At 37.9% G+C, this 13705-nt stretch carries 15 protein-coding genes; 9 read left to right on the forward strand and 6 right to left on the reverse strand.

The window, feature by feature from the left end; genetic code table 11:
• Positions 1-67: 67 nt before the first annotated feature.
• The 4 genes from murB to ACHABU_RS14165 form a co-directional block, all read right to left on the reverse strand.
• Positions 68-973: a UDP-N-acetylmuramate dehydrogenase gene (gene murB / locus ACHABU_RS14150; RefSeq protein WP_435765674.1), complete on the reverse strand. Its 906-nt coding sequence runs from the start codon at positions 971-973 to the stop codon at positions 68-70.
• Positions 974-1076: 103 nt separating this feature from the next.
• Complete coding sequence (locus tag ACHABU_RS14155) at positions 1077-1889, reverse strand: alpha/beta fold hydrolase (RefSeq protein ID WP_435765542.1); 813 nt, start codon at positions 1887-1889, stop codon at positions 1077-1079.
• Positions 1890-1903: 14 nt separating this feature from the next.
• Positions 1904-2284: a YbaN family protein gene (locus ACHABU_RS14160; RefSeq protein WP_435765543.1), complete on the reverse strand. Its 381-nt coding sequence runs from the start codon at positions 2282-2284 to the stop codon at positions 1904-1906.
• 106 nt (positions 2285-2390) lie between these two features.
• Positions 2391-3191 carry a histidinol-phosphatase HisJ family protein gene (locus tag ACHABU_RS14165; RefSeq protein ID WP_435765544.1) on the reverse strand — a complete coding sequence of 267 codons (801 nt, stop codon included), beginning with the start codon at positions 3189-3191 and terminating at the stop codon, positions 2391-2393.
• A 140-nt stretch (positions 3192-3331) separates the two neighbouring features.
• Here ACHABU_RS14165 and hisZ point away from each other — a divergent pair, with 140 nt between their 5' ends.
• From hisZ to hisC, 9 genes are read left to right on the forward strand one after another with little or no spacing between them, the layout of a single operon-like run.
• On the forward strand, positions 3332-4579 hold the full coding sequence (gene hisZ, locus ACHABU_RS14170) for an ATP phosphoribosyltransferase regulatory subunit (protein ID WP_435765545.1): 1248 nt from the start codon (positions 3332-3334) through the stop codon (positions 4577-4579).
• A gap of 2 nt (positions 4580-4581) precedes the next feature.
• A complete protein-coding gene (gene hisG, locus ACHABU_RS14175) occupies positions 4582-5208 on the forward strand; it encodes an ATP phosphoribosyltransferase (protein ID WP_435765546.1) in 627 nt (208 codons plus the stop codon).
• Between the two features lie 6 nt (positions 5209-5214).
• Positions 5215-6501: a histidinol dehydrogenase gene (gene hisD, locus ACHABU_RS14180; protein WP_435765547.1), complete on the forward strand. Its 1287-nt coding sequence runs from the start codon at positions 5215-5217 to the stop codon at positions 6499-6501.
• Complete coding sequence (gene hisB, locus ACHABU_RS14185) at positions 6494-7078, forward strand: imidazoleglycerol-phosphate dehydratase HisB (RefSeq protein WP_435765548.1); 585 nt, start codon at positions 6494-6496, stop codon at positions 7076-7078. Before hisD ends, hisB begins: the two co-directional genes overlap by 8 nt.
• 19 nt (positions 7079-7097) lie before the next feature.
• Positions 7098-7703, forward strand: coding sequence for an imidazole glycerol phosphate synthase subunit HisH (gene hisH, locus ACHABU_RS14190; RefSeq protein WP_435765549.1), 606 nt, complete (start codon positions 7098-7100; stop codon positions 7701-7703).
• Positions 7700-8422 carry a 1-(5-phosphoribosyl)-5-[(5-phosphoribosylamino)methylideneamino]imidazole-4-carboxamide isomerase gene (gene hisA, locus ACHABU_RS14195; RefSeq protein ID WP_435765550.1) on the forward strand — a complete coding sequence of 241 codons (723 nt, stop codon included), beginning with the start codon at positions 7700-7702 and terminating at the stop codon, positions 8420-8422. The genes hisH and hisA overlap by 4 nt, the downstream gene beginning before the upstream one ends.
• Positions 8412-9173, forward strand: a complete 762-nt coding sequence (gene hisF, locus ACHABU_RS14200; protein WP_435765551.1) for an imidazole glycerol phosphate synthase subunit HisF — start codon at positions 8412-8414, stop codon at positions 9171-9173. Before hisA ends, hisF begins: the two co-directional genes overlap by 11 nt.
• Entirely contained in the window at positions 9173-9814 is a 642-nt protein-coding gene (gene hisIE, locus ACHABU_RS14205) for a bifunctional phosphoribosyl-AMP cyclohydrolase/phosphoribosyl-ATP diphosphatase HisIE (RefSeq protein ID WP_435765552.1), read from the forward strand. Before hisF ends, hisIE begins: the two co-directional genes overlap by 1 nt.
• Positions 9807-10862 carry a histidinol-phosphate transaminase gene (hisC, locus tag ACHABU_RS14210; protein WP_435765553.1) on the forward strand — a complete coding sequence of 352 codons (1056 nt, stop codon included), beginning with the start codon at positions 9807-9809 and terminating at the stop codon, positions 10860-10862. Before hisIE ends, hisC begins: the two co-directional genes overlap by 8 nt.
• Positions 10863-11498: 636 nt before the next feature.
• Here hisC and ACHABU_RS14215 read toward each other — a convergent pair.
• Positions 11499-12206 carry a SurA N-terminal domain-containing protein gene (locus ACHABU_RS14215; RefSeq protein WP_435765554.1) on the reverse strand — a complete coding sequence of 236 codons (708 nt, stop codon included), beginning with the start codon at positions 12204-12206 and terminating at the stop codon, positions 11499-11501.
• A gap of 240 nt (positions 12207-12446) precedes the next feature.
• Entirely contained in the window at positions 12447-13394 is a 948-nt protein-coding gene (locus ACHABU_RS14220) for a siderophore ABC transporter substrate-binding protein (protein WP_435765555.1), read from the reverse strand.
• Between the last annotated feature and the right edge of the window lie 311 nt (positions 13395-13705).

Genomic DNA, 13705 nt, shown 5'->3' on the forward strand with positions numbered 1-13705 from the left:
TCAATTCCGCAAATTCTTCATAGCAAAAAAGCTGTGACCACCGATATGGATGGTCACAGCTTTTTTGCTACTCGGCTAAATCTTCACCAATTATTTTGACTTCACGCTCTAGATTCACATCAAATTTAACTTTTACAGTAGTTTGCACCAAATGAATCAGATCTATATATTCTTTTGCAGTAGCATTATCTTTGTTAACTATAAAGCCTGCATGTTTAAGCGAAACCTGTGCGCCACCAATCTGCTTTCCTTGAAGATCACTATCCTGGATCAACTTCCCTGCAAAATAGCCTGGTGGACGCTTAAACACACTTCCACAGGATGGATATTCCAGTGGCTGCTTCGTTTCCCTGCGATAAGTCAGATCGTCCATAACTTCCTTAATGCTATCGTATTCTCCATGTTCAAGTGTGAAAGTTGCTTCCAGAACAATATAGCCTTTATCAGGTATATTACTCGTACGATAATCCAGATCAAGTTGTTCGGCAGTTAAGGTCAGAATGTCACCTTCACGGTTGACTACTACCGTGCTCGTTAAGACATCCTTAACTTCTCCACCATATGCACCCGCATTCATGAATAGGGCTCCCCCAACAGAACCTGGTATGCCACAAGCAAATTCCAAGCCGGTCAATTTCTCATTTAGCGCTTCACGGGAAGTATCAATAATCCTCGCCCCACTCCCAGCAATAATCGTATTACCAACCGTTTTTATAGTAGCAAGCTTCTGGAGATTCATGACGATCCCACGAATCCCACCATCTTTCACAATTAAGTTGGATCCATTGCCAAGCATCGTAAAAGTAATATTTTCCTGATTGGCTAGCATTATAATTTCCTGTACTTGTTCGTAAGTTTCAGGTGTTACATAAAAATCTGCCTTACCCCCTAGACGGGTATACGTATGATTTTTTAAGAGCTCATTCACCATCACATTACTCTTGGATGTTATTTGTATTAATTTATCGTACATATGATGATTCGTTGTCACTCATATCATTCCTTTAAAAAATTATTCAACAAACAGGCAGTAGACCTGTTGACTTTTTTCATAAACAATCCTTATCTATTGTAAGTTATTGGCCATCATCTTGCCACAAAAAAGAATGTATCATTTTGTCTACTTCTTTATTTTCATGCAATGCGCTATGGCCCAATCGTTTATTTTCAATTATAATTTCCTGATAATTCCCTATCGGTATAATCGTTCGTAATGCTTGCACACTTTTGGGGGTTGCAATGAGATCTCCAGTACTACCGATACTCAATACGTTAATATCAGCTGGAAATGTACTTTCCTTTAACAGTTGAAGCGCTAGTGAACTCGGTTTTAAATCCTCTGCTGCTGCGTCTTGATGAATTTGAAAATAGTCCTCATTGTAAATTCCATCAAATGGACTGCCGATGGTAATCAATTTATTTACTTCGGGATAACCGTCCCCTGCATAATCCATTGTATATTTCAGGGAGATGATCCCTCCCATGGAATGTCCTACAAGATTAACGGATTCAATCTGATACTTTTCTTTCATATGCAGAAGAACGGAGGAAATCCATTCTGTACTATCTGCGAAACCCGCTCGATTATTTTCCATAATAATTTGAACAAAGGTGGGGGCATGTTTTCCTTTACTTAAATTATAATCACGTATTCTTCCTTCTTTGGAAACATAATAGACCAATCCCTTATTTCCCCATCCATATTTTTTTTCGAACCTGTTGAGCATAAATCCAAAAGAATTCGCTGTCCCTTTATAACCATGAATAAAAACGGTTGGCTCACCAAAGTATAATTCGGATTTAGCCTTACTCGGCATATAGATGATCGTCAATATTCCAGAAATAAGCATCGATACGGTTACAATATTTATAATATGTTTGTTTTTCAAGAACTTCCCCTCATTTATATCGTTTTGCGCAATGTTTTCTGCTTTAGGATAAACCATGTAAAATAGGAACCCGTTAGAAATAAGACTAGTTTCACAACGACTAAAGGGATGACAAATATAATGGTATAGAGCAATGAGATCCATAATAAGCTTACACCAACAATCTTAGCTTTCAATGGTATCCCTTTTCCCTCTCTATAGTTTAAAATATAAGACCCAAAATATTTATTCGTTATCAACCAGTTATACAGTCTTTCTGAGCTTCGTATATAACATGCCGCTGCCAACAGTAGTAACGGTGTCGTCGGAAGTAATGGGAGAATTATCCCCACTATCCCTAACACTAATGAAACGGAGCCTATTATAATCAAAAAAAGTTTTTTAATATAATTCATGAATACACCAGCTTAAAAAATGTAATGTTTCTTAATTATACCATTTCGGAACGTTTCGAAGAGATGTATCGCTAAAAAAGTCACATAACTTTCCTATTTCACAATGTTATTTTAACAATGTACTTATTTTATGGAAAACCGGTTCGCCATTTTGATATGTTGCAATATAATTCAACCCAATTGACTGAAGTAACTCCAAGGACTCATTGAACTTATATGCAAGTGTTGTTTCCACATGGGAATCTGAACCGAGAGTAACAATTTCTCCTCCACATTTTTTATAAAGCTTGAAAATATCTATACTTGGCATACCACTTTCAAGACCATATCTGAAACCGGATGTATTTAACTCAATCCCCTTTCCTTCCGGGATGATTTCTTTAAATATATCCCCGATGATGTCGTGGAAGTTTTCCTTACTCTTCTCTTTTGTATACCGCTTTACTAGATCAATATGTCCTAACACATGAAAATCCTTAAAGTCCTTAATACACGCATATAGTTCTTTATAATATACCCCATATGCTTCTTCTACTGTCCTGTTTTTAAAAAACTCTCCTGAATGTAAATCCTTTCTTTCCGATGCATGCATGGAACAAATGACAAAGTCAAAAGTTTCCTTGTTCATCAAATCTTTATGCTTTGCCGATAAGTGTGGCTGCACCCCTATTTCCACACCTTTTTTTATACGAATTTTTTCTGCATATTTTTCTTGCATTTCTTTTATTTTTTTATCGTATTGATTTAAATCAAAGTCAAATATCCAATCTTTATCCGGGTAATCATAATCAATGTGCTCCGTAAAGCAAATCTCCTCAAGACCGATATTTATTGCCTTCTCAATTGTTGTTTCCATCGCAGTATTACAATCTGCTGAAAAATTACTGTGGATATGATAATCAAACATATTTTTCGCTCCTCTTTCGGTTGACTTTTTTCTATATAATTATTATAATACTAAATAACTTTACTTAGTTAAAGTGATAAAGCGATAAAATGATAAAGAGTATAAAAAAGATAAACAACCTCTAAAAAGGAGTTTTACAAATGCAACGGTATATTACGGAAACGAACAGAAATAAGAATGTGGAAGACTTTCAAATGAGAGATGATTTAATTGCTACATTAAAAAATCGCTTTACTACTTACGGCTATAGACAAGTACAAACATCAACATTTGAAAATTATGATATGTATTCCGACATAATTGGAACTGTAAATAAAGATGAAATGATTAAAGTCATCGATACGACCGGAAAAGTACTCGTTCTGCGTCCGGATGTAACGATTCCTATTACTAGAATAACAGCAGCCAATCAGAATTCCAATGACTTTAATCAGCGTTTATTTTACGTACTGGACATATTCCGCCAATCTAGTGGACTTCCTAATCAGAAGGAAAGCACACAGGCAGGTGTCGAGTTTTTCGGGGAAAATACACCGGAAATAGATTCAGAAGTTATTATGCTGGCAATTCACACATTAAAGGATCTTAATTTTCAAAATTTCAAGATAGAAATTGGTCATGCAGGATTCTTTAAAGAACTAATCCAACAGGCGTCATTGTCCGAACAGGAACTGGAACTTTTACAAACGTTAATTCAGTCTAAAAATATAACGGAAATCGAGCTACTTCTAAATGATTTGCCGATTGAGGAAGAACTGCAAACAGCTATACAGTCTATTCCGATGTTATATGGTGAACCTGCCAGTGTCATCCAGCAGGCGGAGAAGATTATTCGAAGTGATAAGATGCAGCAAGTTCTCCATAATCTTATCGATGTATATGAAGTTCTGAAAGATTACGGTGTAGATGACTATGTCAATTTTAATCTTGGACTAATTAACAATATGAATTACTACTCTGGGATTATTTTCCAAGGATTTGTTGATCAAGTTGGCCAACCCGTCTTAATGGGTGGTAGATATGATAATCTCGGTAAACAATTTAACAATGCCATGCCTGCTATCGGTTTTGCATTCGAAGTTGATTTTCTCCAGCAGGCTATTCAACAGCAGGGATTGGCAGAGCCTGTCGATCAGGCAGTCGATATTATCATTTATTATACAAAGGAAAAACAAAAAGAAGCTTTAAAAGCGGCGTACGAACTGCGTAATCAAAATTATCAAGTCTTAACATTTTCCAAAGCGTCCAGTAGCTTAAAACCGTTAGCTTCCATAAATATAGTAAACTATGATGAAGAACAGAATATACTTTTCAGCAATAACAAAAAACATACCTTTACTGAAACGAAAGAGATACTATCGCTGATAGAGAGTACAAAGGGGGATTAACATTGCAACCTATTACAATCGCATTAGCCAAAGGTCGCCCAGCCAAAAGCACGATTGACCTTCTGGAGAAAACAGGCATCCATTTTAATGATTTTCATGAGAAAAGCAGAAAACTTGTATTCTATAATGATGATCAAACCATTAAACTCATTTTTGTGAAAGCAATCGATGTACCAACATATGTGGATAAAGGTGCTGCTGATATTGGAATTGTTGGGAAAGATAATATATTGGAGTCACAGGCCGACGTATATGAACTATTAGATTTAGGTCTTGGTAAATGCAAATTTGCTGTGGCTGGAAAAGAAGATCAGCAATTAAAACAAAGTCAGCAGCTTACAATTGCAACGAAATATCCAATTATTGCTAAAAGGCACTTTGATAAAAAAGGCCAATCCATTGAAGTTGTAAAGCTGAATGGTTCCGTCGAATTGGCACCACTTATTGGTCTTGCAGATTATATTGTGGATATCGTTGAGACAGGAAATACACTGAAAGAAAATGGTCTAACCGTTTTTGAGGAAATTGAAAATATCAGCACGAGGTTAATTGTGAATAAAGCGAGCTTTGCCACAAAGTCCGCTGAGGTTCAGCAGCTAATTAATCAATTAAAATCCGCTTTGGAGTGATAAAGAATGAACATACTAACAGCAGAGCAATTTGCAAATGAAAGGAAAGACCCATCTTCCGCAAGAAGCAATGAACAGGCGCTAGATCATACAGTTTTGGAAATAATTGAACAAGTACGCAAAGATGGTGATGATGCACTAATCCGCTACACCGAAAAATTCGACCGGGCAAAATTGAATTCATTAACCGTATCAAATGATGAATTTAAAGAAGCAAGAGAACTTGTGGACCCAGCATTTCTTCCTGCCATGAAACAGGCAACAGAAAACATCGAGTCATTTCATATGGCTCAAAAGGAACAATCTTGGTTCATGAATAAAGAACCAGGAATCATGCTCGGGCAAAAAGTTACCCCATTAGATAAAGTTGGTGTCTATATTCCAGGTGGAAAAGCTGCCTATCCATCATCTGTCTTAATGAATGTCATTCCTGCAAAGATAGCTGGCGTGAAGAAAATCGTAATCACCACTCCTCCACAACCAAATGGGAAGATTAATCCTTATGTACTTGTTGCCGCTGAAGAAGTTGGTGTCCATACCATCTATAAAGTTGGAGGAGCGCAAGCAATCGCTGCGTTAGCATACGGAACTGAGACAATTGAAAAGGTTGCAAAAATTGTTGGTCCGGGGAATGCTTATGTTGCCAGAGCTAAAAAATGGGTTTACGGCGATGTAGCAATTGATATGATTGCAGGTCCCAGCGAAATCTGTGTCGTAGCCGATGAAACAGCACCACCAAATTATGTTGCTGCAGACTTACTATCGCAGGCAGAGCATGATGAATCTGCAAGCGCAATATGTATAACAACAAGCAATACATTGGCAGAGCAAATAAAATCAGAAATTGAAAAACAAACAGCAACACTTGAACGTAAGGAAATTATTGAACAATCCATTAACCAACACGGAAAGATTATTGTTGCTACTGATTTAACCGAGGCCTTTACAATCGTCAACGAAATTGCACCCGAACACTTGCAGCTGATGATTGAAAATGCCAGTGACAACGTACAGTATATCAACAATGCAGGGGCAATATTCCTTGGCAATTATTCACCGGAGCCACTAGGTGATTATTTCGCTGGTCCAAATCACACCTTACCAACAAACGGTACGGCAAAATTTGCCTCCCCTCTTGGTGTATATGATTTTATAAAAAAATCGAGTATTATCAGTTATTCGAAAGATGCCATTCAAGATGCTGCCGATCAAATAATTACGATAGCAAATGTAGAAGGATTAACAGCACATGCAAATTCCATCCGGATCAGAAAGGATGAACCAAATGCGTAAAGCAACAGTTAGCAGACAAACAAGCGAAACATCCATTGACCTTGATTTTACGATAGATGGTGACGGAACTTCTTCCATTAAAACCGGGATTGGATTTTTCGACCATATGTTAACATTAATGACAAAGCACGGTTTATTTAACCTAGAAGTAAAGTGTGATGGTGATTTAGAAGTCGATCAACATCACTCCGTAGAGGATATTGGAATTGCTCTTGGACAAGCTTTTTATGAATCTCTAGGTGATAAAAAAGGAATCACTCGATATGCCACGGTGACAACTCCAATGGATGAGGCATTATCCACCATTTCCTTAGACATTAGTGGACGCGCCTATTTTGTCTATCATATGGAAGGATTAAAAGATAAAGTTGGCAACTTTGATACAGAACTCGTGGAAGAATTTTTCCAAGCCTTTGTCAGCAATGCAAACGTAACCCTTCACATCAATCTGGCTTACGGAAAAAATACGCATCACATGATTGAATCGATTTTTAAAGGATTTGGTCGCGCCTTAGATCAGGCTACTCAGATAAACCCACGTATAAAAGGCGTTCCTTCAACAAAGGGAAGTTTATAATTGGAAAGGAAGATACTTAATGATTGCAATCATTGATTATGGTGCAGGGAATATTAAAAGCCTGCAATTTGCATTGGATAAATTAAATAAGGATTCTGTCGTGACCAACGATCCCCAAATAATCAGGGATGCTTCTTCCATCATTCTTCCCGGTGTAGGAGCTTTTAAGGATGCGATGGATGCCATCAATGAACTTGGATTGGCAAAAACATTAAAACAAGAAGTTGCCGCCGGAAAGCCCATTCTAGGCATCTGTCTCGGAATGCAACTATTCTATGAAAGAAGCTATGAGGATGGTGACTGGGAAGGTCTCGGATTTCTAAAAGGGAATGTAAGCAAAATTAAAGATATCGTTAAAGTACCTCATATGGGTTGGAATACGATCACAAAGCATCAAGAAAGTCCATTAATGAACGATTTACCAGAAGACTTTTATGTTTATTTCGTTCATTCCTATGCAGTTAGTTCGCATGAAGAAAACGCTCTTATCGGCAGCACGCAATACGGTGGAGTTGTCCCTGCCATTGTTCAGCAAGGCAATGTAACAGGCATGCAATTTCACCCTGAAAAAAGCGGGGATATCGGAATTAAACTACTACAAAACTACGGGGAGATGATTTCATGATCCTGTTTCCAGCAATCGATATTCGAGGCGGTAAATGTGTCCGTCTTACACAAGGAGACTATAATAAAGAGAAAATCTACGGCGATTCTCCAACAGCAATGGCTTCCCAATGGCAGCAAAAAGGTGCGGAATATATACACACGGTAGATCTTGACGGGGCTAAAACAGGAGATTCACTGAACCTTGATGCCATTAAAGAGATTGCCGCAAATACCAATATTCCTGTTCAAGTTGGTGGCGGTATTCGTTCACTGGATATTATAGAAGATTACCTATCTGCTGGTGTTTCACGCGTTATCATTGGTACAGCCGCCATTAATAACAAGCAATTTTTAAAAGAATCCGTAGAAAAGTATGGTTCGAAAATTGCAGTTTCTATTGATGCACGTAATGGATTTGTTGCAACAGATGGTTGGACAGAAACAAGTACAGTAAAAGCAATTGACCTTGTAAAAGAATTGGAAGCACTTGGAGTGGAGACGATTGTTTACACTGACATTTTAAAGGATGGAATGATGCAAGGCCCAAACTTCGAAGAGCTTGAAACTATCAATAACGCAACAACAATGGATGTCATTGCCTCCGGTGGTGTTTCAACAAAAGAAGACATTCGTAAACTAGCATCTCTTCATATGTATGGAGCAATTATCGGAAAGGCATTGTATGATGGAACATTGAAATTTGAAGAACTAATAGCAGGTGATCAAAATGCTGGCTAAACGAATTATCCCGTGTTTGGATGTAGATAAAGGTCGCGTTGTTAAAGGGAAAAAATTTCAGAATATCAAAGATGTTGCTGATCCAGTTGAATTAGCAAAAAGATACAATGAAGCAGGTGCAGATGAACTTGTGTTCTATGACATTACAGCTTCCAATGAAGAAAGGGATATTTTCCTTGATGTGGTAGAAAGTGTCGCTAGAGAAATTGCTATCCCCTTCACAGTTGGTGGAGGAATTCGGACAGTGGAGGACATTCATAAAGTACTCCGTTCCGGTGCGGATAAAGTATCGATAAATAGCGCAGCAGTAAACAATCCCAGGCTTATCACAGAATCCGCTTTGAAGTTTGGCAGTCAATGCATTGTATTATCCATCGACGCAAAAGAAGTGGCAGCGAACAAATGGAACGTCTTTACGAACGGAGGACGTAATGATACCGGACTCGATGCGATTGAGTGGGCAAAACGCGGGGAAGAACTTGGCGCAGGTGAACTTGTTATTAATGCAATGGATTCGGACGGTGAAAAAAACGGCTATAATCTCTCATTAACGAAAATAATAGCTGAAACGGTTAATATTCCCGTTGTCGCAAGTGGCGGAGCCGGGATAAAAGAACATTTCAGTACGGTATTAAAGGAAGGTGCTGATGCAGCACTAGCAGCTTCTGTATTTCACTATAATGAGATAAAAATAACCGATTTAAAAAAATATCTTCACGAGGAAGACATCATTGTCAGGAGGAACAACTAATGGAAATAAACATCGAACAGCTCTCGTTTGGTCAGGACGGACTTATCCCTGCAATTGTACAGGACGCAAACACTGGGAGCGTATTAACATTGGCATATATGAATCAAGACTCTTTACTGAAAACCATTCAAACGAATGAAACTTGGTTCTTTTCAAGAAAGCGTCAGGCACTTTGGAATAAAGGGGAAACATCAGGGAACAAGCAGGAGGTTAAAAAAATAACCTTTGATTGTGATGCAGATGCACTGTTGGTACAAGTCAAACCAATCGGTCCAGCATGTCATACCGGAGAAGAAACCTGCTTTCATAACGACCTTTATACAAATGAAGTCCCATCACATGATATCGTTTATCAAATTATTGCAAGAATTAAGGATCGCCATGTGAACCCTGTTGACGGAGCTTATACTTCTTATCTTTTTGAAAAAGGAATTGATAAAGTACTGAAAAAGGTTGGAGAAGAAACAACAGAAGTAGTAATCGGAGCAAAAAATAACGATAAGCAGGAAACAACAAGTGAAATTTCGGACCTTATCTATCACACACTTGTATTAATGGAACTCATGGGTATTTCCATAACAGATGTTAAAAATGAATTATTGAAAAGGCATATTAAAAAGGAAGGTCAAAATCGTGAGTAAATTTTGGAGCGAGGCGACAAAACGATGTGTTCCTTATGTTCCTGGGGAGCAACTTAATAAAACGAATATTATCAAACTGAATACCAATGAAAATCCGTACCCACCTTCTCCCAAGGTAATTAAAGCAATCATAGAGGAAGCAGACCGAAATTTAAACCTCTATCCTTCACCAACAGCTGATACGCTAAAGGAGGAGATTGCTGCATTCCATCATTTATCGAAAGCAAATATATTTGTTGGAAATGGTTCAGACGAAATATTGGCTCTTTCTTTTATGGCATTTTTTGATTCAAATAGGAAAATTAAATATCCAGCCATTTCTTACAGTTTTTATCCGGTATATGCGAAACTTTTCAATATACAATCCGAACAGGTTCCTCTGAACGCCGATTTTACAATCCCTGTTGAAGACTTCTTCAATTCTGAAGGTGGAGTTATCTTTCCCAACCCTAATGCACCTACAGGCATTTATTTGGAAATTGAAGCGGTTAAGGAAATTTTGGAAAATAATCCGGATCAAGTTGTTATTGTTGATGAAGCATATATTGATTTCGCATCCGAATCAGCTGTTTCCTTAATCAATTCCTATGAAAATTTACTCGTAATACAGACGATGTCCAAATCAAGATCTCTTGCAGGTCTTCGGGTAGGCTTTGCCTTAGGACAACCTGATTTGATAGAAGGATTAGTTCGCATTAAAGACTCTTTTAATTCCTATACTGTAGACAGGCTGGCAATCACTGGAGCAGAAGCGGCAATAAAAGATGTGGATTATTTTAACGATACTAGAAATAGAATTATCCAAACGAGAGAATGGACGATAGCAGAGATGAATAAACGTGGATTTTCTGTATTACCTTCCCAAACAAATTTCATTTTTGCTACACATTCTGACAAGGAAGCAAGTCACCTGTATTCCTCTTTAAAAGAAAAGGGGATATTAGTAAGGCATTTCAAGAAAAAGCCGATAAAGGACTATATTCGCATAACAATTGGCACGGATGAACAAATGCAGACATTCTTTAAAACGCTGGATGTTATTATTTAGCGGTTCTATATATTTTTTTAATCATGTAAAAGTCTTTTTTCTTAATTTTTGCTGCTTTATAATCCTCGTAGTTGAGATGAACTACGAACTAGGATGAGTAACTTCGGCGACCGCTCTGGGGAAATATACTTCGCTTTCCGTGGGCGGCTGGTGAGCCCTCCTCGTGCTTCGCACTGCGGGGTCTCACCGATGCCTTTCCTCCCACAGGAGTCTTCGTATATTTCCCCAGAGCTGGTTTTAAGCTTACAAACCGCTAACTGCATTAGTGATTTATAAAAGTCACATCATACAGCTTCACCAGTCCGGGTGAGCGGCGGGCGGTGACTCCTGCGGGAACAAAGGTTTTCGGTGGGGCGAGTAATCGCAGTCCCAGCACGTGTCCGAAGACCCCGCAGCGGTGGGTTTTCCGCGAGGAGGCTGAGGCCGTGCCCAAAGGATGCGCATCCGCCCAGAGCAATCCCGGACGGCGGGAAAAGCAGTTACTTAAAGAAATCAACCAACTAGCAGTTACTTCGGAGTTTATAGACTTTGTGACAAAAACAACAATTCCCTTTGGTGGAGTGAGTAACGCCAATTCCAATCTTATAGAAAACAGGCATGAAAAAGCATCGTTCCAGTTGGGAGCGATGCTTTATTTTATAATACAGTTTCTACCTCAGCGTCTTTTTTCAATTCCTCTACTTTGGCACGTAACTGTTCACTTTGTTTTTCGTTCACGAGAATTTCTTTAATTTGACCTTCTACTTCTTCCAATTCACCGATTTCTTCGTTTTGCCCTTTCAACTGATCATAATATTCCTGTATTTCCTCATCAGACACTTCCGCGTCAAATTCATCTACATATTTTATCGTAATCAAGTCATCCATAAGCTGTTTTTTGAAGTCTTCTTCCGTCATCTTATATTGCTCCAGTAAAGCGGTAAATTCCTCTTCACTACTCGTTTCTTTAATGGTATTCAATTCTTCCTGTGCTTCCTCTTCCGTAACTTCGATGCCCTTTTTTTCTGCATCCTGTTTAATGAGCGTTTGCTCAACAAGAATATCTACCGTTTGGTTTTTGATCAACTCATGATCACTCACATCTTGTCCATACTGATACATTGTCGTTTTCACTTGACTATAAATTGGGTTATAGTCTACCCCCTTAATCTCTTCCCCGTTTACAACCGTTACTGATGTGTCTTCATCAAGCTTTTCCTCTTCCGTTATTTCCAATTCCTGTTGTGCCTGTTCAGATGTTGTATTGTCCTCTGTATTTTCACTTTCCTCTGTTTCATCATTACCGCAAGCTGCCAAAGAAATGATCACAGTAAGTGTTATTAATATCATCAAAAGCTTTTTCACGCTTTTTCCCTCATTTCTATTAAGTCTTCCTTCATTCAACCATATATGTACATTCAATATCAAGTATAAAAACTACTCTAATTTCGCAATAGGGACTGCAAGGGCGGCGTTCATGGTCCATATTTTCATTTGATTAACAAATTAAATGAATATTTACTAACTTTTCCCTAGAAATAAAATATAGCGCAAAAGCTGCAAAAAAAGCAATCAGCATATTATAGATGCTGATTGCTTTTTTACTTATTTTAAACTTGTGTCGATTTCATTGATCATTTCTGCAACGGATGTTAATCCACCACCAGAAAGATACCAATAATCCGGGTTCAAATAAATAATATTATCATTTTCGTATGCTTTTGTATTCTCGACTAGTGGATTTTCTACTAGTTGTTGTGCGGACGTATCCCCACCAACAGCTGCCGTTCTATCTACTACATATAATAGTTCCGGATTTTCTTCCATAACATATTCGAATGAAACGTTCATCCCATGTGTTGATGCTTCAATTGATTCATCCACTGGTGGTACACCAAACACATCATGAATCAGACCGAAACGGGAATTTGGACCGTATGCACTGATTTTATCATCATTAGCTAAAATAATAAGTGCCTTTTTATCTGCCTTAGTAGCTTTTTCATTTACAGCTGCGATCGATTCATCAATCGCTTCTAATTCAGTATCAATATCTTCTTGTGCATCAAAAATTTCTCCAACAACACTCATATTTTGCTTAAAAGAATCCATATAATTGGTTGTATCTACACCAAGATGAATGGTTGGTGCAATTTCTTCAAGCTGTTCATATAAAGCAGCCTGACGTGCGGAAATAATAATTATATCCGGATTAATTTCTGCGATTTTCTCAAAATCTGGTTCTTTTAAACTTCCAATATTTTCATAATCATCGCTTGCGTATTTTTCCAAATATGCTGGGATTGTTCCTGATTGAGGGACTCCCGCAACATCTACACCTATTTGATCCAATGTATCCAAGATCCCAAAGTCAAAAACAACTATGTTTTCCGGATTTTTAGGCACCTCTGTCTCCCCAAGTTCGTGGGACACAGTAACTGTCTCGTTGCTTTCCGTATTTTCTCCTGCATTTGTTTCCTCATCCTCTGAGCCACAAGCAGCAATGAATAGAACCAATAGACTCATCATAAGTATTAGCCAAGTTTTTTTCATATAAAGTCACTCCCTTTTGTTTAAAATATATTATTATAAATAACAAATGTCGTATGATTATGCAGAAACTCTCGAATTTAATATATCCTATCAAAATGAGCAGCAGTTTTCCAGCGAATGAGCTGTTCTATTTATGTTCCCCGTCATGTTTTGAGCGCTCAAAACATGCAGGATTTTATATTTTATAAGCAAAATCATTTACCAAATCATTTAGATGAGGTAAACTAAAGGTAAGTTATTGGTCCTTTATAACCGTTTGGTCAGTTGACTATTCAGTTATAAGGGGCTTTTTTTTGCTCTCATTTTGTTTA

The organism is Oceanobacillus sp. CF4.6 (assembly GCF_051262635.1).
In the GTDB taxonomy this organism is placed as follows: Bacteria; Bacillota; Bacilli; order Bacillales; family Amphibacillaceae; genus Oceanobacillus.